This window comes from Desulfocapsa sulfexigens DSM 10523 (genome assembly GCF_000341395.1).
GTDB classification, from domain to species: domain Bacteria; phylum Desulfobacterota; class Desulfobulbia; order Desulfobulbales; family Desulfocapsaceae; genus Desulfocapsa; species Desulfocapsa sulfexigens.
In genome coordinates, this window is the sequence record NC_020304.1 from 3654472 (window position 1) to 3676652 (window position 22181).

At 45.2% G+C, this 22181-nt stretch carries 19 protein-coding genes; 6 read left to right on the top strand and 13 right to left on the bottom strand.

The features are described from left to right. Positions 1 to 3 precede the first annotated feature (3 nt). Genes UWK_RS16305 through UWK_RS16315 form a run of 3 tightly spaced genes read right to left on the bottom strand, consistent with a single transcriptional unit; the run spans position 4 to position 3237 of the window. On the bottom strand, positions 4 to 657 hold the full coding sequence (locus UWK_RS16305) for a nitrate reductase cytochrome c-type subunit (protein WP_015405498.1): 654 nt from the start codon (positions 655 to 657) through the stop codon (positions 4 to 6). Beyond that, positions 657 to 2975, bottom strand: coding sequence for a molybdopterin-dependent oxidoreductase (locus UWK_RS16310; protein WP_015405499.1), 2319 nt, complete (start codon positions 2973 to 2975; stop codon positions 657 to 659). Before UWK_RS16310 ends, UWK_RS16305 begins: the two co-directional genes overlap by 1 nt. A 22-nt stretch (positions 2976 to 2997) precedes the next feature. Then, positions 2998 to 3237, bottom strand: coding sequence for a chaperone NapD (locus UWK_RS16315; protein WP_015405500.1), 240 nt, complete (start codon positions 3235 to 3237; stop codon positions 2998 to 3000). Between the two features lie 548 nt (positions 3238 to 3785). Between UWK_RS16315 and UWK_RS16320 the strand changes: the two genes are divergently transcribed. The 4 genes from UWK_RS16320 to UWK_RS16335 all read left to right on the top strand — a co-directional run bounded on the left by UWK_RS16320 (position 3786) and on the right by UWK_RS16335 (position 7574). Continuing rightward, positions 3786 to 4802 (top strand): helix-turn-helix transcriptional regulator, encoded by a 1017-nt coding sequence (locus UWK_RS16320; protein ID WP_015405501.1) that lies wholly within the window; start codon positions 3786 to 3788, stop codon positions 4800 to 4802. A gap of 2 nt (positions 4803 to 4804) precedes the next feature. Further along, positions 4805 to 5701 carry an extracellular solute-binding protein gene (locus UWK_RS16325; RefSeq protein WP_015405502.1) on the top strand — a complete coding sequence of 299 codons (897 nt, stop codon included), beginning with the start codon at positions 4805 to 4807 and terminating at the stop codon, positions 5699 to 5701. Positions 5702 to 5860: 159 nt separating this feature from the next. Next, positions 5861 to 6565, top strand: a complete 705-nt coding sequence (locus UWK_RS16330; protein WP_015405503.1) for an ABC transporter permease — start codon at positions 5861 to 5863, stop codon at positions 6563 to 6565. After that, positions 6555 to 7574, top strand: coding sequence for an ATP-binding cassette domain-containing protein (locus UWK_RS16335; protein ID WP_015405504.1), 1020 nt, complete (start codon positions 6555 to 6557; stop codon positions 7572 to 7574). Before UWK_RS16330 ends, UWK_RS16335 begins: the two co-directional genes overlap by 11 nt. 25 nt (positions 7575 to 7599) lie before the next feature. On the opposite strand, the gene UWK_RS19515 is transcribed toward UWK_RS16335, so the two are convergent. Further along, complete coding sequence (locus UWK_RS19515; protein ID WP_153304918.1) at positions 7600 to 7875, bottom strand: hypothetical protein; 276 nt, start codon at positions 7873 to 7875, stop codon at positions 7600 to 7602. 182 nt (positions 7876 to 8057) lie between these two features. Then, on the bottom strand, positions 8058 to 10541 hold the full coding sequence (locus UWK_RS16340) for a glycogen/starch/alpha-glucan phosphorylase (RefSeq protein ID WP_015405505.1): 2484 nt from the start codon (positions 10539 to 10541) through the stop codon (positions 8058 to 8060). Positions 10542 to 10860: 319 nt separating this feature from the next. Between UWK_RS16340 and UWK_RS16345 the strand changes: the two genes are divergently transcribed. Then, positions 10861 to 13296: a Lon protease family protein gene (locus UWK_RS16345; protein ID WP_015405506.1), complete on the top strand. Its 2436-nt coding sequence runs from the start codon at positions 10861 to 10863 to the stop codon at positions 13294 to 13296. Between the two features lie 33 nt (positions 13297 to 13329). Here the strand turns inward: UWK_RS16345 and UWK_RS16350 are convergent, their stop codons facing one another. Beyond that, the gene (locus UWK_RS16350; protein ID WP_015405507.1) at positions 13330 to 13812 is read right to left on the bottom strand and encodes a BCAM0308 family protein; all 483 of its coding nucleotides are present in this window, start codon (positions 13810 to 13812) and stop codon (positions 13330 to 13332) included. 229 nt (positions 13813 to 14041) lie between these two features. Between UWK_RS16350 and UWK_RS16355 the strand changes: the two genes are divergently transcribed. Further along, positions 14042 to 15676 carry a B12-binding domain-containing radical SAM protein gene (locus tag UWK_RS16355; protein ID WP_015405508.1) on the top strand — a complete coding sequence of 545 codons (1635 nt, stop codon included), beginning with the start codon at positions 14042 to 14044 and terminating at the stop codon, positions 15674 to 15676. 9 nt (positions 15677 to 15685) lie between these two features. On the opposite strand, the gene UWK_RS16360 is transcribed toward UWK_RS16355, so the two are convergent. The 7 genes from UWK_RS16360 to UWK_RS16390 all read right to left on the bottom strand — a co-directional run bounded on the left by UWK_RS16360 (position 15686) and on the right by UWK_RS16390 (position 21998). Next, positions 15686 to 16240 carry a CDP-alcohol phosphatidyltransferase family protein gene (locus tag UWK_RS16360; RefSeq protein ID WP_167320763.1) on the bottom strand — a complete coding sequence of 185 codons (555 nt, stop codon included), beginning with the start codon at positions 16238 to 16240 and terminating at the stop codon, positions 15686 to 15688. Positions 16241 to 16325: 85 nt separating this feature from the next. Then, positions 16326 to 17081, bottom strand: coding sequence for a 16S rRNA (uracil(1498)-N(3))-methyltransferase (locus UWK_RS16365; RefSeq protein ID WP_015405510.1), 756 nt, complete (start codon positions 17079 to 17081; stop codon positions 16326 to 16328). An 11-nt stretch (positions 17082 to 17092) separates the two neighbouring features. Continuing rightward, entirely contained in the window at positions 17093 to 18076 is a 984-nt protein-coding gene (locus tag UWK_RS16370) for a hypothetical protein (RefSeq protein WP_041916454.1), read from the bottom strand. Next, on the bottom strand, positions 18042 to 18734 hold the full coding sequence (locus UWK_RS16375; protein ID WP_015405512.1) for an ABC transporter ATP-binding protein: 693 nt from the start codon (positions 18732 to 18734) through the stop codon (positions 18042 to 18044). The genes UWK_RS16370 and UWK_RS16375 overlap by 35 nt, the downstream gene beginning before the upstream one ends. A 25-nt stretch (positions 18735 to 18759) precedes the next feature. After that, positions 18760 to 19995: an ABC transporter permease gene (locus tag UWK_RS16380; RefSeq protein WP_015405513.1), complete on the bottom strand. Its 1236-nt coding sequence runs from the start codon at positions 19993 to 19995 to the stop codon at positions 18760 to 18762. Continuing rightward, complete coding sequence (locus tag UWK_RS16385) at positions 19988 to 21211, bottom strand: ABC transporter permease (protein ID WP_015405514.1); 1224 nt, start codon at positions 21209 to 21211, stop codon at positions 19988 to 19990. The genes UWK_RS16380 and UWK_RS16385 overlap by 8 nt, the downstream gene beginning before the upstream one ends. Before the next feature lie 16 nt (positions 21212 to 21227). Beyond that, the gene (locus UWK_RS16390) at positions 21228 to 21998 is read right to left on the bottom strand and encodes an outer membrane lipoprotein-sorting protein (RefSeq protein ID WP_015405515.1); all 771 of its coding nucleotides are present in this window, start codon (positions 21996 to 21998) and stop codon (positions 21228 to 21230) included. Between the last annotated feature and the right edge of the window lie 183 nt (positions 21999 to 22181).

Sequence of the window (22181 nt, forward strand, 5' to 3'; positions counted from 1 at the left end):
TGATTAGTTGTTTCTGATAAATTCTTCTCTGGGTTCGGTAGCTATCATGGGCACATGACATTGTCGGCAATTGCCGCGGGAGGCGTGCTCAACCCGAATCTCTGCCACTGCGGCATTGCCTGTATGACAGGCAATACAGTCTTCCCTGAGCTGCAGACTGTGGATAATCGGTGGTGGTGATCCACCCATCTCAGACCTTCCCAGCGGAGGAGGATTTATTGACTGCCAGTCGGTTTCCACAAAAAGCTCCTCAGTCAACCGTGGAACATGGCATTGAAAACAATTCTCATATTCAGGATGAGGCGTAACGGGAGCATAGGCTTCCTGAGTGATGTCGTATCCTCCTTTGCCGTGGCAGGAGAGGCATTTCAGGGTGTCCCCGGAAAAAGAGGTCGGGACATCATGGGGAACCCGCGGCGGTGAACCGGGATACTGACGGAGTTGGTAATACGTATTTAAGGTTCGCTTGCCGTCTGTCCCGGTCATGGCAGGCAGTGGAGTTTCGTTAAACCTGTTGAAGATTTTTTCGCCGTCTGAATCAAAGCCCTGGGCAATACCAGGCGCTGCATTTGCATACAGCACCAGAGAGGCTCCGGTTAAGCAGATAGCGGCAAAACCTGTAACAACTCTGCCGAGTACTGTATCTGCTTTTTTCATTATGCTTTCTCCAGACGGACTGCACATTTTTTATAATCAGGCTGCTTTGATATCGGGCAAAAAGCATCCAGGGTCAATTCGTTAATCTTGTAGGATTCATCAAAAAACGGCACAAAGACCGTACCCCGGGGAGGCACACCGCGCCCGTTTATGGAAGCTTTCATGGTCACCGAGCCTCGCCGTGAAATAATTTTCACCTTTTCGCCGTTCACCACACCTATATCAGCTGCATCCTCGGGGTTCATTTCCACATAGGATTCAGGCATGGCATTATGGAGAACAGGAATCCGCCGGGTCATGGACCCGGTATGCCAGTGCTCGATGACCCGGCCGGTATTGAGCCAGAAATTGTATTCATTGTCCGGTGATTCAGCGGCAGGCTCATAGGGTCGGGCCCATATCCATGCTTTTCCGTCTTTTCTGCCGTAGAAATCAAATTCTGTTCCCGGCTTGCAGGCGGGATCATGCTGGGTGTTAAAGCGCCAGCGAGTCTCCTTGCCGTTGACAAAAGGCCATTGTACTCCGGGGCGTTCTCTCAGCACCTTATAGGGGGCCATGTTGTGTTTCGGGCCATCATGGAAGAGCCTGTACTCCTCCCATATTTTACCGATATACTCATCTTCACTCCAGGGGAACTGCTTCTGGAAACCAAGTCTCCTGGCAACCTCGATAAGCTGCCAGGTATCGGACATGGTGTCGCCAGGGCCCGGAACAATCCGGTCAAAATGAGCAGTACGACGTTCAGCGTTACCAAACATACCCTCCTGCTCAATCCACATGGTTGCCGGCAGAATGACATCGGCGACATCAGTGGTCGGAGTGGGATAGACTTCTGAAACAACGATAAAGCGTTCATCTTTCAAAACGCCATTACGATACCGATTCAGATTTGGCATGGTAATCATAGGGTTGGTCACCTGTATCCACATAAACTTGATGTCGCCACGATCCAGGGCGCGGAACATCTCCACCGTATGATAGGTGGGCTTGGGATCGATATTTGTTACCGGCACATCCCAGATCCTGGCAGCCATTTCCCTGTCGTGCTCATTCGTAACGACCCCATGAGGTAAGGCGTGGGTCAGAGTTCCTACTTCGCGGACAGTGCCACAGGCACTGGGTTGGCCAGTGAGAGAGAAGGGACTGTTGCCGGGGGTAGATATCTTGCCGGTGAGCAGATGGATATTGTAAACGAGGTTCTGGATCCAGGTTCCCCGCACATGCTGGTTCATTCCCATACACCAAAAAGAGGTGACTTTCTTGGTAGGGTCACCGTACAGGGATGCTAGGTATTTTATATCTTTGGCAGATACCCCGGAGATTTTTTCCGCCTTTTCAGGTGTATAGTCCTGCAAGAACGTCTTGTACTCTTCAAAAGTGATATTTTCAGGTGCATCCGTGAAACTGAAATGATCTTCAGTGCCATAGCCGATATTGGTTTTGCCTTTATGAAAGGTGGTATGCTTGTTGACGAAATCCCAGTTTACCCAGTTGTTACGGATGATTTCGTAACAGATGGCATTGGCAACAGCAAGATCTGTGCTGGGTTTGAAGAGAATCGATTTGTCGGCCGCCTGGCTGGTTCTGGTGGTACGGGTGGCAAAGTCGATAATAGTGACATTGTTTTTGCGCTTACGGCTGGCCAGCATCCTGGAAAAAAGAACAGGATGCATTTCCGCCATATTATTACCCCAGGTAACAAAAACATCAGCGTGCTCAATGTCTTCATAACAGCCCATAGGTTCATCAATACCAAAGGAAGTCATAAAACCGGTTACAGCGCTCGACATACAAAGCCTGGCATTAGCTTCAACATTGTTGGTGCCGAGGCAGCCCTTGAAGAGCTTGGAGGCCACATAGCCATCCGGAATGGTCCATTGGCCTGAACCATACATGGCAACTGAATCTTTACCGTGCTTTGCAATGGTTTCCTTGACCTTGTCGGCAATGACATCCAGTGCTTCAGAAATGGGAACTTCAACCATTTTCCCATTCTTGCGAATCTGGGCTTTTTTAATGCGGTCTTTGCCATACAGAGCCTGAACGGAATGAAATCCTTTCACGCAACATAACCCTTTATTTACACTGCAATTTGGATCACCTTTAACTGCAACGGCACGGTCTCCGGACACACCGACCAATACACCGCACCCTGTGCCGCAAAAACGGCAGGGAGCTTTTTGCCAGGTTATTTTACCCGATGCATCTTCCTGTTTCTGCCAACCAGCAAAACTAATACCAGGGAAAATTGATCCGGCAGCTGCAATGGCACTGCTGGCTGCGGCTGACTTAATGAATGATCGTCTGTTTAGCTTCATCTTCTTCTTTTCCTCTCTCTATTTATTGTTCAACTTTAGCATTATGACCAAAAGTCATGCTCAGTGATTGTAGTGAAGGCAGGCTCTTAAGCGTTTTATGCAGTTTTTTTTCGGTTTCTTCATCAGGAGTCTCCGTCACGAGAATCACTACCTCTGCATTGTCCGATGGAATAATTTCGCAATAATCAATAGCGGACAGATCCAAACATAATTGATCCATGGCACCCTTATTGGGCAACGCCAGATAACTTAAAATTGGCATTCTTTCTCCTTTTTCCTGATCAATGGTTACCAACTGCACTCTGCAAATACTTCATTCGGCAAAACACTACGTAATTGCCTCACAACTAATGCTCACAGAATTAGCAACATTCATGCCATACCACCATGTGCCACCCAACAAGGCCAGTAAAACCCTTTTTACCTAAGGATATTATGCGCCACCCAATATCTATCCGTTAATTTTTTCGTAAAACATGTTACCTCAAGGTAACATCCTCTTGTCGATATGTTACTTTTCGGTAAATAAAAAAAAACCATACGCTGTCTCGGCTATATACAAACCCTGTACAATGCGGAACAGTGATCTCCTCCTGTAAGCTACTTTCCAGAGTAGCTGTGTCACGTGACTGTGACATTGGTAGCACTGGCATTAGTCTTGCCGTCGCCAGACAAGCAAAAATGTGGCAACAGACGGATAAATTGTCCAAATACAGTTGCCATCATTAAGTCATCCTCTCAGGATATGAAAAAAAGATGCACAGCCAATTCAATATCCATATTTGTCACTTTTGGTTATTGTAGGTTTATATGAGTTTTTTTCTACCATTCATTGGTGTTATCGGACCTGAAGGTGTAATCAGTAACAACAACCAAAAGGGGGCTCCAGTAAGCATGAAAACAGTTTCAAAATTCCTCACCACAAAAGACGTGGCCCAGCTTCTCAATGTAAACGAGAAGATGATCTACTCCCTTGTTAACGACAAGGGGCTCCCGGCAACAAAAGTTACTGGAAAATGGTTATTTCCAAGAAGACTTGTGGAAGATTGGCTCGATTCACATATCCTTAACTTTAGGTGCTCACACGACACCCTCTCATCCAATAACGGCCTCTTACTTCTTGCCGGAAGCGACGACCCGCTTTTCCAGAAAACGCTTTCCCTTTTTCATAAAAAATACAGTGATACTATTGCCTTTTTTGCAAATCAGGGAAGCATGGGTGGTCTCACCAGCCTGAGAAGAGGTCTCTGCCACATCGGTGTTTGCCATCTCCTCGAAAATGAAGAGAATGAGTACAACTTCAGTTTTGCCGAGCAGGAGCTGGACAAGCCCCCGGTTTTTGTCAATTTCAGTAAACGTGAACAGGGTATCCTCATCCAAAAAGGAAACCCTAAGGGTATTCAATCAATCAATGATTTCTCCAGAAATGACGTCAGAATCGTTAACCGCCCCTTAAGCACAGGAACAAGACTGCTCCTCGACTATGAGATTTCCAGGTCAGATATCGCTTCAGCTGATATTGATGGCTACGATGTAGAACTCGCACGCCACATAGATGCTGGGCTTGAGGTTTTGTCAGGAAGGGCAGATGCAGCCCCTGCCATCCGCGCTGTTGCTGGCATGCTGGGGCTTGATTTTATCCCTCTGCGCTGGGAACGATTTGACTTGCTAATAAATCGAGAACGATTCTTTGAAAAAGGTATTCAACGCTTCATCAGCCTTCTGCATGAAAGGGAGTTCCGTCAATTGGCCAATTCCTTTGAAGGCTATGACGTATCGCTTTGTGGAAAAATGCTTTTCCCGGACAATCTTAACAACGAGGAATGAAAATGGTATCACGAATCACAGCATTTGCAGGGGTCTTAGTTCTCTTATTTGCTATTAACTCAAACAGTATGGCTGAGGACAAGATTTTAAAGATGTCCACCACTACAAGTACCCAGTCATCAGGGCTTTTAGATATCCTTTTACCTGAATTTGAAAAAGCAACAGGCATAAAAGTGAAGGTTATCGCCAAAGGAACAGGGGCAGCCATACGTGATGGTGAGGATGGTAATGTGGATATTATCTTTGTCCATGCCAAGGGACGTGAGCTTGCCTTTGTTAAAGATGGCTTCGGCACTGAACGCTTTCCGGTAATGCATAATGATTTTGTGCTGTTAGGTTCATCAAAAGATCCGGCAGGGATTAAAGATTTTGCTGATATCGCAACTGTTTTTAAAACCATTGCTGAGAAAAAAGCGACCTTCGTCTCCAGGGGAGACGATTCAGGGACCCATACTAAAGAGCAGAAGCTCTGGGCTGACAGTGGCATTACAATGGTTGAAAAGACCCAAAGCATCGTAAAAAAAGGCCAGGAGACAAAAATTACTTCCAACTTTCCAGCAGACTCGGCAAGCTGGTATCTTTCCATTGGCCAGGGAATGGGTAAAGTACTCACCTACGCTGAAGAAAAACAGGCCTACACCCTCTCTGATCGGGGAACTTATATCAAATACAAATACGGCAAAACCCCCGCTCTTGAACTTGATATCCTGAGCCAGGGTGATACAAGACTTGCAAACCCTTATGGTATCATCCCGGTTAACCCGGCAAAACACCCCCATGTAAAAAACGATCTGGCCATGGCTTTTGTTGAATGGATCACCGGACCAGAAGGACAAAAACTTATCGGTGACTATCGTCTCGAAGGAAAACAGCTTTTCTTCCCCGATGCCATCAAATAGAAAAACCTTGCATCATCTCTAAAAATAAGGGAGAAGTGATGTTTTGCTTCTCCCTTTTTTTATAGGAACCAGGGGCCTGCAAGTACTGTTTTACCCCCTATGCTTTACCTAATAAACAGCAGTTTACTATTGTTTTCTATCCCATCACAAAAGAACTGAATGGATCTCCTCTTTGACAGTATACAATCTGCAATTGCCCTTCTTCTGACGCGTGACCCTGAGTTACTCAACATAGTCTGGGTATCCGTGAAAGTCAGTGCTTTATCCACGGTTATAGCCTCACTTGCAGGTATTCCCGGAGGATTCCTCATTGCCTATTCCGAGTTTTATGGAAAACGGCTGCTCCTTACTTGCCTTAACACCTTACTGGCACTTCCTACGGTGGTTATAGGTCTTCTGGTCTACTCCTTTATTTCACGGCGTGGAATACTCGGACCAATGGAACTTCTCTATACCCAGAAAGCCATAATTATCGGCCAGGTCATTTTAATTGTCCCCCTTATCTGCTCCTTAACCATTGCAGCTATCAGCAGGATAGATACCCGCTATCGAAAGACAGCTCTCACCCTTGGGGCAACACAAAAGCAGATGGCCCTGGTGATCATTAAAGAAGCCCGTTATGGCATTGGCGCTGCTGTTATTGCTGCATTTGGTAGAGTCATAGCCGAAGTTGGAATCAGCATGATGCTTGGAGGAAATGCCAAAGGCTTTACCCGCACCATGACTACAGCCATGGCCCTTGAATATGACAAAGGTGAATTTGTCCTGTCCGTGGCCCTTGGTCTTACACTCATGAGCATAGCTTTTGCAGTAAATATGCTCTTCCATTTTTTTCAGGGAAGGACCAGGGTCGATGCTGTATAAAATCCGTAAAATGACAAAGACTTTTAAGAATCGGACGATATTAAATCTTGAACAACTCGATATCGAGAAGGGAAAGATCTATGCTCTCGTTGGTGCAAATGGCGCTGGAAAGACAACCCTTCTCAACATCCTGTCATTTCTCGACAAACCCCATACAGGACAGCTTGATTTTTGTGGAGAACCGGTTCTGTACGGCAACCACCAACTCCTGAAACTCAGACGCAAGGTTGTCCTCCTTGACCAATACCCCATACTCTTCACAGGACCAGTATGGAAAAATATAGAATTTGGCCTCAAGGTCCGATCCATTCCCAGAGCGCAATGCAAAAAACGTGTTGAGGAAGTCCTCAATCTTGTTGGGATGGGGGATTTTTTCCATGCAGAAGGTCATAAACTTTCCGGTGGAGAGACCAAACGAGTAGCTTTGGCCAGAGCACTGGCAATAGAGCCTGAAGTACTCCTCTGTGATGAACCAACAGCAAATGTGGACGCTGAAAATCAGGCAATCATCCTGAACATTTTACAGCAGATTAACTCTGAGCAAAAAACTTCGATTATCTTTGCCACTCACTACCTCTCCCAGATGCGAAGGCTGGCCAGCCATACCCTTACCCTGGAACATGGCCATCTCTCACAGCAAAAGAAAGAAAATAGCTATACCTGTACCGTGATAACCAGAAAAGAGAATGGACTGCTCTGTTATCTCAATGACGCAGTTTCTCTTTTTTTTGCCGGGAATAGTCATCCAGAAGTAGAAAAAGGTACAAAAATCCACATAGACCCACTCAGAATTTCCATTGGTAAATCAAAAAACAGTCTTGCAGAAAACACACTGCGGGGAGTTGTCGTTAAGATTGAACAAAATAACACTCTCATTCGAATTGACATGGATTGTGGTTTACGAATACGTGTTGTACTGACAAAAGACGAATACCGTGACCTTCAGCCACAGGTAGGTGAGAAACTGCAAATAGGTATCCCGGATGAAGCTATAGAGTTCAGCCCCTAATCCGGGAAAATATTGGTAGTAAAAATTACTCCTGCAAAAGTGCTGCAAGCTCTTCAGGGGTAAGAATGGAGCGTACCCCCTGACTGCGTCGCTTTTCAATTGTCCGGGGTTCCTGCCCTCTACACCGATCCACACCCGGTCTAGCGTTTGACAAGACTCTCATCCAGGACTTGATTGAACGTCTTGGAGGTGGTTCGGCGTCACGATAATCAAACCGTCGTTCGTGGGATGCTCTTCTTTCAGAAAGCGCCCTGCGCTCCCCCCCGCCATTCCGCCTTTCCACTTCGTCCCAGTACTGCAAGTCTTTGTTCCCCACAAGTCTTAATCGATACTACAATTTTTCAACAACGGGGAAAACGGTACACAACATTCGTGGGCAATTCACTAAAATAATCCATTTCGTTTCCAGTACCTGGCTCCTTCAACCAACTCGCAACTGCAACTCCCTTCACTCGTGAAAAATGCAGGCTAATCCTGAGATCATCATCCGTTCACAGGAACCCTCCAGATCTCCTCAGCATACTGACGGATGGTACGATCACTGGAAAATTTTCCCATTCTGGCAACATTGAGAATGGATTTTCGCGTCCATTGCTGGTGGTCCAGAAAGGCGTCGTTCACTCTACCTTGACATTCCAGATATGACTCCAGGTCAAGCATCAGCAAATAGGGGTCATGCTCACTGAGGAGACTGTCAACGAGAGGTCTGAAGAACTCACCATCTCCGCGGCTGAAAGAACCGTTCTGAATACTGTCCATAACGGCTCCAATCACACTGTTTTCGTCACAGATACTCCGCGGCGAACGACTGACATTCAGGCGTTCATATTCGGCTTCTGCCGCCGTCATTCCAAAAATAAAGATATTCTCTTCACCAACTTCCTCAAGAATCTCAATATTAGCACCATCAAGTGTCCCGATGGTGAGGGCGCCATTGAGCGAAAATTTCATGTTTCCGGTACCGGAGGCCTCGGTCCCGGCAGTTGAAATCTGTTCGGAGAGATCGGCTGCCGGCATAATCACTTCAGCCTGCGAGACGTTGTAGTTAGGGAGAAAGACAACCCGCAGTTTTTCACCAATGCGAGGATCTTTATTCACCACCTCTCCGATGGAAGTAATGAGTTTGACGATTAGCTTGGCCTTCCAATATGTAGGCGCTGCTTTTCCGGCAAAAATAATACAGCGCGGAACGAGGTTCTCCTCGGGATGCCGTAACATTCTGTGATAGAGAGCTATCACATGCAGGCAATTTAAAAGCTGTCTCTTATACTCATGAATTCTCTTTACCTGTACATCAAACATGGCATGCGGATTTACAACAATTCCGCATTCTTTTTCAATAAGGCTGGCCAGGCGCTTCTTGTTTCCAAGTTTAACCTCCTGCCATTGTTTGCAAAATTCAGTATCATCTGCAAAATTTTCAAGATCTCTAAGCTTATCGAGATCAGTTACCCAATCGCTGCCAATATGATCACTAATGAGGGTGGAAAGTGCTGGGTTTGCAAGTTTAAGCCAGCGACGTGGGGTAATACCATTTGTCTTCGAATTAAACTTACCCGGATAAAATTCATGAAAGCTTTTAAAAAGATTATTTTTAAGCAGTTTGGTGTGCAGTTCGGCCACACCATTTACTGAATGACTACCAACAATAGCAAGATGAGCCATACGAATTTTCTTAACATCTCCTTCTTCAATGATTGACATGGCCCGGAGACGATTCACATCACCAGGATACTGCATTTTCACAAGATCAAGAAAGTGCTTATTAATCTCAAAAATGATCTCCAGATGTCTGGGGAGAACTTTTCCCATCATCTCAACTGTCCATTTTTCCAACGCTTCAGGCATCAGCGTATGATTAGTGTAGGCAAATGTATGAGTGCAGATATTCCATGCCTTTTCCCAGTTTAATCCTTCGACGTCCAGGAGAAGTCGCATTAATTCCGGAATGGCAATTGCGGGATGAGTATCATTGAGCTGAACAGCAACCCTGTTGCTGAATTTATCAAAATTAGAATTTTCCTTCTTTTTATAACGCCGCATAATATCCTGGAAAGTTGCGGCGACAAAGAAATACTGCTGTTTCAGACGCAGTTCCTGGCCGGCAAGATTGTGGTCAGGCGGATAAAGTACCTTGGAGATAGTCTCGGAACTGACCTTGGACTGGACCGCACCGATATAATCTCCCCTGGAAAAGAAATTAAGATCCAACTCCCTTGAGGCACGTGCAGTCCAGAGTCGCATGTTTACCACATGATCATTCTTATACCCTGGAATCATGATATCACAGGGAATTGCCATAACGTCCTCGGTATCGACCCACCGCACCCGAAAGCTGCCGTTTTCATCTTGATAACTGCTCAGGCGTCCGTAAAATTGGACTGAAAAAACCGGCAATTTCCGATCAAATTCCCATGGAGTGCCGTGACGCAGCCAGTTATCCGGACTCTCAATCTGATATCCATCAATAAGCTGTTGATAAAAAAGTCCATATTCATAGCGAATACCGTAGCCATAGGCTGGAATTTTCAAGGTGGCAATGGAGTCCATAAAACAGGCAGCTAGACGTCCGAGACCACCATTTCCAAGGGCAGCATCCTCCTCTTCTTCGGCAAGATCATTCAGATCAAATCCCAGTTCTTCGACAGCAATTTTGACCTCATTGTATATGCCTAGATTAATCATGGCATTACTCAGAGAGCGACCTATGAGAAATTCCAGCGACAGATAATAGACCCGCTTTTTTTCTTTTTCATAATAGGTTTTCTGGGTCTCAATCCACTTTCCCGTCATGATATCACGCATGGTATAGGCAAGAGCCTTATAAATATCACTGTTACCCGCCCGCTCCGGATCACGCCCCTGGAAACTCATGACATGATGCAGAATGTTCTTTTTTAGATCATCAATGGACGTCGGACAAAAAGGTTCCGTACAGACATTTGTTTTTCTTACTTTTCCGGCCATGTATTCACCTTCCCAGAATAAATTTATGTGGGGTTTGTATGTTATTAATTCTGTCACGTTTTATTTGTATATGTCAAAATAAAACTCTGATTCATAATGGAAAGAATCTCAACAGAAAGCAACATAAAATAGGGGACCGACGGTGGAAGATCCGATGATGCTGGCATCAATGGCTGAGTTTTGATGATAATCGGAAAATTATTTCACCAAAATCCGACATAGTGATAAACTGCAATCAGGTCATCAGATATGACGCCAGAATCACAAATTGCTTTCTATGCATTTCGGTTATACTTAAACCTTCTCAAATGGGATGCCCATGAAGATACGTGCTATCACTCCACAAGAGGCCTATCATCAGTGTAACATTGATGATTTTTCCTTTGAAACGACCACCGAAGTTGAAGAACTCACCCGTTATATCGGTCAGGATCGAGCCCTTGAGGCGATGGAATTCGGCATCTCAATGCGTCACCGTGGTTTTAATCTTTTTGTTATCGGGCCAGAGGGCTCTGGTCGCCACAGTGTTGTTCAAACATTTATCAATCGGAAGGCCTCCGATGAACCATGTCCGGATGACTGGTGTTACGTCTTTAATTTTGAACAGCCCCATAAACCGCTGGCCTTAAAATTACCCCCCAAACAAGGCCCCGTATTCAAACAGGAGATGCATATCCTGATTGATACCCTGAAAACCACCCTTCCCACCATTTTTGAAGGGGATGATTACCGCGTTAAAAAAAGAGCAATCAATGAACACCTGAGGCAGGAAGTTGATGAAATTTATGAGGCCATCATCAAAGAGGGTAAAAAAGAATCCATTGCTGTAATCAGGAATGAACAGGGCATAGTATTCACCCCTCTGGACAACAAGGGGAACCCCATGGATCTCGAAGCATTTCATAAGCTTCCCGCTGAGGAGCAAAACACTTTCGAAGAGAAGATTGAAAAGCTGCATACCTTACTGCAAAATAGTATTCATAAAATTGGTACCCTCAACCGTGATGCAAAGGAACAAAAGCGTCAATTAAAAAAAGAAACCGCCAGCCGCTGTGTCGGTCACCATCTCTCCACCCTGAAGGCTAAATATTACGCAGATAAGGGAGCAATTTTTCACTATTTACAATGTGTCGAAAAACAACTCATCGAAAATTCAGATGATTTTCTTGATCGTCCAGACCCCAGACAGGAAGAGTTTCTTCCATTTATTCATACTCCTCCCTCCTTTGCTCAATACGAAGTCAACGTTCTGATAACCCATGAGAGAAATGGCGCTCCAGTGGTGTATGAAGATCTTCCCACTTACCAGAACCTCCATGGCCGTATAGAACACCAGGCACAGATGGGAATGCTTACAACAAACTTTTCACTTATCATGCCCGGTGCGCTGCATCGGGCCAACGGTGGTTACATCATCATTGATGCCGGGAGACTTCTGTCGCAACCGTTTGCCTATGAAGGGCTCAAACGGACTCTTCGCTCAGGACAGATCCGCATGGAACCCGTTGAGCGCCTCTTTGGCCTGATGAGCACGGTTAGCCTTGAGCCCGAGCCCATTCCACTTGACACGAAGGTTATACTCATCGGCGAACCGATGCTCTACTACCTCCTCTGTGACTATGACCCTGAATTTTCGACGCTTTTTAAAGTGCAGGCGGATTTCGAATATGACATGGAGCGTACCACAGTCAGTCAGCAGCGCTATGCAGCACTCATTGCCGGACTTGCCCGTGAAAACAAACTCCTGCCACTGCATAAAACGGCAGTTGCACGCGTGATTGAGGAAGCTGCCAGGCACGCCAATGACTGTCAAAAACTCTCCCTCCATATTAGAAAAATTGCCGATCTGATTAAGGAGGCGGATTATATTGCCAGCAGTAGTGGAAAGGAAAGTATTGAATCACAGGATATTGAAATGGCTGTCACTGCCTCCAGACGACGTGGAGGACGTATCCGCAATCGAATGCTGGAATCCATAGAGGACGGTATCCGTCATATCGCTACAAGTGGCGAAGAAGAGGGGCAGGTAAATGGTCTCTCCGTGGTAGAAATTGGTGGTGATGCCTTTGGTTTTCCCAGTCGCATTACCGCCGTCACTCGAATGGGAAAAGGTGACATTGTCGACATCGAGCGTGAGGCTGATCTGGGTGGCCCTATCCACTCCAAGGGCGTAATGATATTAAGTTCATTCTTAAGTTCCCGTTATGTTCCCGACCTCCCGCTCGGTCTCCAGGCAAGTTTGGTATTTGAGCAGTCCTATGGCAAAGTAGATGGGGACAGCGCATCCTGTGCAGAGCTCTGCGCTCTGCTCTCTTCACTTGCTGGTGTGGCAGTCAAACAATCTCTTGCCCTTACCGGTTCTGTCAGCCAAAAGGGAGAGCTTCAGCCCGTGGGTGGCCTGAACGAAAAAATCGAAGGATTTTTCGATGTGTGTGCGGCAAGAGGATTGACCGGTGACGAGGGCGTTATTATTCCAGAAAAAAATCTCCGCCATCTGATGCTGAAAAAGGAAGTAGTCAACGCTATTGCCGAGAAAAAGTTTTTCATTTATTTGGCTGCGAATGTGGACGAAGCTCTGTCACTGCTTACAGGACAGGACGCAGGAGAACGTGACAATGAAGGTTTCTATCCGGAGGACTCCATCAACGGCCGAGTTGAAGCTACCCTTACCAACTTTGCCATGGCTCTGCAGGAGTTTGACCAGGGCAAAGAGAACAATGGAAAGGAGACGAAATCTGTAATTATAACAAAATAACAGTACCTGCTTTTTGTCCAGGATACTTCCTTTTTACCTACTCCACAGAACACGAATCGTTTTCTCACCATCACCATAGGCAAATGAAAATTCACCCTGGTAGGCTCGGGATATTGCCTCTCCGATCCGACGGGCAATATGTATACCAGTGGTTGTTATAAGAGTTAATTCATCTTCCTCACTTATATCCATGATTCTTTCCAATGGGTGCTCACCTTTTTCCTGTTGCTCCACATTACGGATAAGCTGGAATATCTCTTCTTCATGTTTTTTAAGAAAGGATCCTTTAAGCTCAACAATACCTGCCGGATAATTATCACTGATGCGTTGGCAGGCGGGACAAACCACCATGTTTGCCCTGGCAGGCGGCTCATACCAGGTCCAGCGCCCCTCAATATAGACAGAATCACACTGTGAACACACAGTTGGTTCCGGCCATTTCCTGCCATCGCTATAGGTATCATGTCGTTTTTCCTGCATTAACCTGTCACGTCGTCCGTATTGGCCTTTATCCATCGTACGTTCTCCCTGTAATTTTTATCCTGCCTGTTCATTTCTACCGAAGAGCCTTATACTGTTAATTATATGACAGACAAAAATTCCATGGTAGGTAAAAATGAGCCAAGCACTTTTTAATCGATTATATAACGATATTTCTCTTCCCCGGCACAACCAGTAATAAAGGGAAAATCACCTTTAGCACATAGCGCAAAAAATAAGTTTCCCTACCAAACCAGGAGTAAACATGAAACTGGCCCTGCTCGCCCCACCCCACACGCCTCCAACCTGCCCACCTCTGGGACCGGCACTTCTTTCTGCCTATTTGCAACAAAAACTTCCAGACACTGAGATATCAGTCTTTGACCTTAACCTTGATTATTACCTGAATGCGTTTGACGCCATTCGGGAGAGGCGTCTTGGACTCAGAATCTACAAGTGGGATGAAAAGACAACCGCACGTCAACTTGATCGGGCAGTTTCCTTCTTTAAGAATTGGAACCCGGCAGATTCAGATCTGAAAGAGTACCATCATTGGGCTACGATTTTTTTAAGTTTTGAAAACATTTTCAACGCTTTTATGGCTGAAATGGCAGAAAAGATCTTGAGCAGCCAAACCGTTCCTCAAAGAATGGTAATCTTTTTTGAAAACCTTATTCAGCCAGTACTTATAGCGAAACCTGATTTGATCGGCTTTTCAATTCTCTACCAGCACCAGATCGTCTTTGCAGCTTTACTTGCCAAGCTGATTAAAAAGCAAAGTAACGCAAAAATTGTTGTTGGCGGGGCGGCAATCAGCGTCATGGGCACACCTGAAAAACTCCTTCATTCCCCCATTAGCAGTAAGAAAACAAATTCTCCCGATATCTTTCTGAAAGATTTTTTTGATTATCTATTGCCAGGCGAAGGAGAAAGTGGTCTCCATTCACTCTGTCAGACATACAGTTCTGCTGATCTTGCCGACGTGCCAAATCTAATCTTTTTTAACTCCAACACTCTGCAGATTAATCCACCAGCTATACACGTACTGGAAACGCTTCCCCACCCTGATTTCTCTCACTTCAAACTGGATGATTACCTGACCCCGGAACCAGTACTGCCTCTTATGACTTCACGCGGTTGTCCCTGGGGAAAATGCACCTTCTGCACCCATCATCACAGCTATCTTAACTACCGCACTCGGAAAATCAGGGACTGTGTTGAGGAAGTAAAGCTTATCCAAAAACAATATGACTGCAATGTCTTTTATTTCTATGATGAGATGATCCCGGCTACACGCTTCAAACAACTTGCAGAACAGATAATTGAACAGGGCATTACTATTCATTATGGTGCCTATGCAAAACCGCTCAAATCATTCACCCCTGACCTCTGCCACCTCATACAACGATCGGGTTGCCGGGTACTTCAATGGGGGGTGGAAACTGCCAGTCAAAGGGTTCTTAATTTGATGAAGAAGGGAACTAAAATTCATGAGGTTAAAAATGTCCTCAGCAATTCCGCTCAGGCAGGGATATACAACCTGGTGTTTGTTCTTTTCGGCTTTCCAACGGAAACAACCGAAGAACTACAGCAAACCCTGACATTTCTTGAGTGTAACAGGGACAATATCCACGTTTTAAGTAGCGGAACATTTGTTCTGACCGAAGGATCGCAGGTTCACCGGGAACCAGAAAACTTTTCCATAACGAAAATATGGGAACGTAACAAATCATCCATACTCTATCCGATACTGGATTATACGGTCAGCCAGGGAATGACATCACAAGAGGTCCAGGAGCATTTTTCTAATAACAGGACATTTTTAAACACTGTTTCTCTTTCAAGCCGCTTTGGAGCCTACCGAGAACACCTTCTTCTTTTTGCCACAACAAAGGATTAAAGCTGTAGACTAGCGATCTGATCTTCTTTTCTCTGCCCGGGATCGGAACTCTTTTAAAAACAACCACCCGTAATCACAGGCCGCTATGCTGCTCAACAGGGCTGCAAATACAAGAGCAGGGTAAATTCCGCCGGGAAACAGAAGGACGGCAATAAAAAAGAAAAACTGGCCAAATGTTGCTGCCTTGCCGGATAACCTTGCATCCATTTTTTTGAATGACTCCCATGATTGTATGGTCAATGCATAGACAGCCGTACAGACAACCAGCATATCACGTGCCAGCAGAACCAAAAGCCACCAGGAGGAAAATTTCCCCGCAGCAACAAAACTGCTCAGAACACAGAGAACAAAAAGTTTATCGGCAATCGCATCGAGCAAACCACCTTGCCAACTCTGTACCTGCCAATGCCTTGCCACCCAACCGTCAAGAATATCACTCAAACCACTTCCAAGAATCAGCCATATCCACCATTGTTCTGGAGAAAAGGGGAACAGGCAGGCGAGAAATATTCGGCCGGTCGACAGACTATTGGGTACATAGCGAACGAAACCTTTTTTCTTCATATCCATTATAAAATATTTGACTTATTATTATTGAAACGCCCGAATCATCAGGGCAAGACCACTCCTCCAATCAGGCAACTACTCTTTAGAAAGACATTTTGCTTTCCATCAATTGACTAATTCGGCCATGGATTGCAACCACCGCTGTATCTACTTTTAAAATCCTCCTGCCAATTGAAAAAGATTGCAGGCCCCTATTGAGGAATTTTTCAACTTCAAAATCAACCCAGCCCCCCTCGGGCCCCACTGCATATAGAACTTTCCCATAATCTTCTACCAGACAGTGGGAAAGGCTTTTGTCTGAATTGGGATGTGCAAGCACCAGAGAACTGTAGTTACCACAGATTTTCGGAAGATAATCTTCTACAAAGGGGCGAAAATGCCGACACATCCGAACGTCAGGTAAGCGGGTATCCACAGCCTGCTCGAGACCATGAATCAAGTGGGGGCGATATTCCTCTTCTTTCAGTATTCCAGCATCCCAAAAACTCTTTTCCACCCGGTTGGCGTTAATCAGATAAATCGTCCCAACACCTAATGCTGTCACCTGAGTCAGGATTCTTTTCAACATAATGGGGCGTGGCAGAGCAAGGAGTAGATCAATGGCGGGTTGGGAAGCCGGACTATCGGACAGAGTCACTGCGAGTTCGACAATAAAGGGATATTTACGGTGTATTGTCAGCACATTTCCTGTCCCCATCGCTCCGTTAACTTCGCCCACACGTACAGAGTCCCCCACTTCACTCTGCAAAATCTTTACAATATGCTTTGCCCGATGATCATTAAAAATGACATGATTATCGGGTGTAAGCTCTTCTTTTTCAAATAAAATTATATTCATTCAACACATCATTAAAAATGGACAAACCAGCGTATATACAGGCGCTCCGGGGTATTCTCATAGCGTGAATCCCCTGAGCCATGATAGAAAAAAGCCCCACCACTGAGAGTCATTTCATCACTCAGGCTGTACTCCACAGCCGGTGAAACAAAACCAGAGCCATCATCAAGATCTGTTACAGTCGTCAGAAAACAGGACCAGAGCATTGTCGGCTGAAAACTGACCGAGAGACCAAGTTCATCGTGACGAGACACATCAACATAATGATATTCTCCAGTAAGAACCAAAGAGTTCGCAAAACCATAGTCTGCACCGAATATAAACTCAGTATGACGCTCCCCAGTTTTACGATTATGGAAGCTCCCCCCTTCACTGCGGAGTTCTATACCGGTACCAGCAAACTCCCCTTCAGCTTCCCAGCCGATGATATCAAGGTTTTCATCCTCATCCCACTCTCCTACCAATGCCAGATCAGCAAAATCAAGATACCCTTTCAGCCGAATAGCTCCCTTCCCCCTGGCAAGGGTCGCGTTAACACTCGACAGGCGGCTCAAGGCATACTCGTAATGAACACTATTGGTTCCTGGACGCTCATTTGGTTCAATTGACTCGATATCAATGGGATTAAAGACATCGATTGGGTTCCAGAATCGGCCAACACCCAGTGGTATCCGCTGCTTTCCCACAACCCAGAAATGTTTAGCCCCCTTATATTCAAGAAAAGCGCGATAAACTGATGTTTTATTGGTGAGGCTGCCGGGGGTTTCAGTATACAGATTTTCATTATCCAGTATCAAGGTGCCAAGAATCTCTGGATACTCTTCATGCTCCAGGGTGAGTTCTCCTCGAAGACGATTATAATCAAAAAGCTGATACAAATCGTCGTAACCTGGCATATGGGTGTTTTCCATTGAAAAACCCGGGACGATACCCAGGCAGGTAACCACCATATATCCGAATCTATTCTTCACAAACATTTGAAACAAGTTTGCCATCTTTCAGCACCACGGAACGTCTGGCTTTGGCTATAACCATTGGATCGTGAGAGGAAAAAATAATAGTTACTCCTTCATCACGGTTGAGTTTTTCCATCATATCGATAAGTGATACTGCTGTTTTGGAATCAAGGTTTGCCGTCGGCTCATCGGCAAGCACAAGTTTGGGAGTGGAAGCCACAGCACGGGCAACGGCAACACGCTGCTGCTGTCCGCCACTTAACTGATGGGGCAACTTATCGAGCAATGTTTCAATACCAAGCTTTTCCGCTATGGCAAGGCTTCTCGACGCACATTTTTCATTATCCATACCCTGAAGTTTCATCACATATTCGATATTTTCGCGGGCAGTGAAAACAGGCAGGAGATTGTAGGCCTGAAAGACAAAACCGATATGATCACGTCTTATCCTTGAAAGATCCGTTTCGGATAAATGCGTTAATTCAATACCATCAAGGAATATCTTCCCGTCACTGGGCAGATCAAGGCCACCGATGATGTTTAAAAGAGTCGTCTTACCACTTCCTGAAGGCCCTGAAATAACAACAAATTCACCTTCCCTGATCACAAGATTGATCGTATCAAGGGCCCGGACCGTTACCTCTTTATCCGGCTGAAAGCGTTTACTGATCTTTTCTACAACAAGAAATTCACTCATAGTGTCGTTATCGTTTTAGCGTTTTTCAGACTTCATTTATAATTTCAATGGGCTTTCTTTTCCGAAGGATCCGTAATGGAAAGTATCCACTGATCAGTGTTGCAATAATAACGGCAGTAAAGGCTGTTACAAAATACTCTGGACGTATAATTGCATAAGTTACCGCATCCATACCAAACTCTTCAAAAGCATCACTGAAAAGGGTAAGATCAAGTCCATATATTTTAAAGTACCAAAGGCTCAATCCTCCACAAAGTGCGCCGGCCATAAAGCCTGACACCCCTAAAACCAGGGATTCAGTCAGGACTACGGTTCGTATCTGGCTAAACTCCGTACCTATGGCCAGCATTATTCCAAACTCCCTTATTCGCTCAAGAACTGACACCAGTATCACCCCGAATATACCAAGTCCTGCCACACCGAAAATCATCAGAGACACAACCAGACTGAACCCTCTCATCATGACACGGGACTGCATAAGTGCCGGATACATCTCATCCCATCGTAAAATATCCAGGTTTGGCAATCGTCCCTGCAGATCGTCCTGCATATCTGCAATATGTTTTTCATCCAGCATCATAATAGAAACCTGGGTGAGACCATGGGCCACACCCAGAAATTTCCTGGCAATGTTGATGTCTATAAAAACTCCGCTCTCATCAAGCCCCATATTATTTGTTTTGAGGATTCCACTCACACGCAGGGCAATCGAGGTCACTTCAGAGTTTAGATCCTGGGCTGACAGAATGATCTTACTGCCGATATCCACCTGCAGCCTCTCGGCGAGCTTAAAACCAATGATGGCTCCCTTTCCACTTTGTCCAAATCCATACTTTCCCTGGATAAGATAGTTCTGGAGATTACCGTGGATTTCCTCACGTTTCGGATCTATCCCGGTAATAATTGTGTTTCGTGAATAATGTGCCGTGGCAACCAGTCCCTCCTGGTTCAACCTTCCCACCCAACTGGCAACTCCTGGATCATGATCCAGCAAGGTTGCTAGTTTAGTGGAATTGAGTCCATCACCCTGAATCCGCTTGTCCAGTGAAGGATCGAGTCGATACCCATGGCCAAAGAGTGACAAATGCCCTGAATCACTGCGAATAGCATTGGAAATCATCTGTTCCGTCATCCCGTCATAAATACCCTGCATGAGAAGAAGCCCCCAGAGGCTCACACATATCATCAAGACCACCATCATGGACCGCGTAGTCCGGCGAATGAGCGAGGCCCATGCCATTCTCAGAACCATTCTATACATGATGGATGGCCTCAATTGGCTGATACCTGTTGACTTTCAGAATCGGGTACAGCGTGGACAGCAATAACAGAATAAACATTATCAGCATATCACGCACAATCGTCACCGGCTCAAAAGCTGTAGGTATGGCGGAGGCAGCAAGTCCATACTGTTTAAACTGTTCTTCCATGCCTGAAAAAACCATCGGGTGGAGGTAAAAATAATATGCAAAGACTGCACCCAGCAACCCACCGGCACATACACTGAGAAACCCGAGTATTGATGATTCAAGAATCAGAATAGTTAAAATTTGTCCAGGAGTGGTGCCAATTGCTCGCATAATACCTATTTCCCTCAGGCGTGCATACACCACAAGTAGGGTATAGATCATTATAACAAAAAAGATTGCGGTGAAAATAATAGCCAGAGTGATATAACCAAAGACAGAGTCCAGTTTCATTGACTTCAGAAGTGCTGCCATGGTTTCCTGCCAGCTGGCAGTCTGATACTCCACTCCGACCACTTCTTCTATGGCTGCTGCCAGTGTTTCCGATTTTTCCAGATTATCTGGAAGTACAATTCCATGGGTAGCCATATTGTCAGATGCCATGATCATGTCAAAATAGGGTTTTGCAAGAAATGCACTGCTGGCATCAAATTCATAGAGTCCCGTTTGAAATATTCCTTTCACCACAAGTCTGTCAGCAGCAAAAGAATAGTCTGCACCATTGCCGATAAAAACTACCTCATCTCCAACCCCCACATTGAGACGCAATGCCAGTTCCTGCCCGATATAAAGCTTGTTAGTATCATTTTGAGTCAGATAATTCCCAGCGGTAAGTGATGCATGGAGACGTGAAATACTCCGCTCCTTTTCAGGATCTATCCCGGTAAGCATACCACCAACTGCTTTTTCTCCGACAGAATAGAGAACGAAGGATTCGAAACGGGGACTGAAGAGTTGCACGCCCTGAACTGCTTCAACATGCGATTGCAATGTCTCCACGTCAAAGAGAAGGTGATCAAAGCTTGGATTTTCTCTGAATTTGGCCCCTGTTATCTGAATATATCCAGAATAAATTTCAACACCATTTTTAATCATCTGCTGATGAGACCCATCCATCCATGCTGAAGAAAACACCAGCAGGGCTGTGCTCACAGCACCGAGTAACATTGTGATGATTGATCGTTTCCTGTGGGCAATAACATTGCGAAATGCGATATTAAGAAGCATCATAGAAATACTTAAGAGCTTATTTTGAGAATCGTTTTAAGGCACGCTTAGTGAAATAGTCCTCATCAACCTCACTGTCGAACACAGCACTGGAGACGCTGATGCGGGTTTCGTGGCCCTCTTTATCAGCACTTTTCGGTGTCATAATCCAGAGTGCCGGATAAAAACGGTCTCCATAGGGTTGCACGTCTTTATATACAAGTTCCCGAACAAGATTTAACTCCTCACCAAAATAAAGAACCTTCGTCGGGAGGTAATATTCCTTGGAAACTGACATACGAATTTTCCCCCACACCACAGCAGCATCAGGTTTTGGGTGCAGATCCACAATATATTCCCTGTCAGTCTCCGAGATCAGTGAGTGGTTGTAGTCATCATATAAAGAACTTTCCTTCACCAGATCGTCATTGCTGAAATCACTCCCCATCCAGCTTTGCAGCATCATGGATGCGGGAATTTTTATTACTTTCTCGATGCGTGGCACATATTGCCACATACTGTTATCAACCTTAAGAAAGGTTATTCCAGCATCTTTTCCTGGATACAATACCTTGATAAACGATTTTTTCTGACCAATGGAATAGCTCTCCATCTTCATCGTTCTCTCGGTGCGTCGTGTTTTTACAGTCATACTGATCTCCATGACCGCGCTCTTTCCGTTAAGATTATCAACCACTTTCTTTATTACATCCTCAACACTTTCTGCCCTGCACTCAGCAGCAAACAACAAAACGACCCCTGCAAAAAAAATTGCTTTTACATGCAGATGATCTGCCCTAAGAAATCGCATGAACAAACTCCATTTTACAATTTATTGATTGCATAAAATATCTCTATACTCTCTGTATCATATCCATTCAGTGAAACGAATGGTAGGTATTTGATTCATAAAACAAGGAAATAACATCTTCTTAAGATGTAACTATTCTATACATTTTCTTAAATCTTCTTTGACTTTCCCCAACCTCATTCA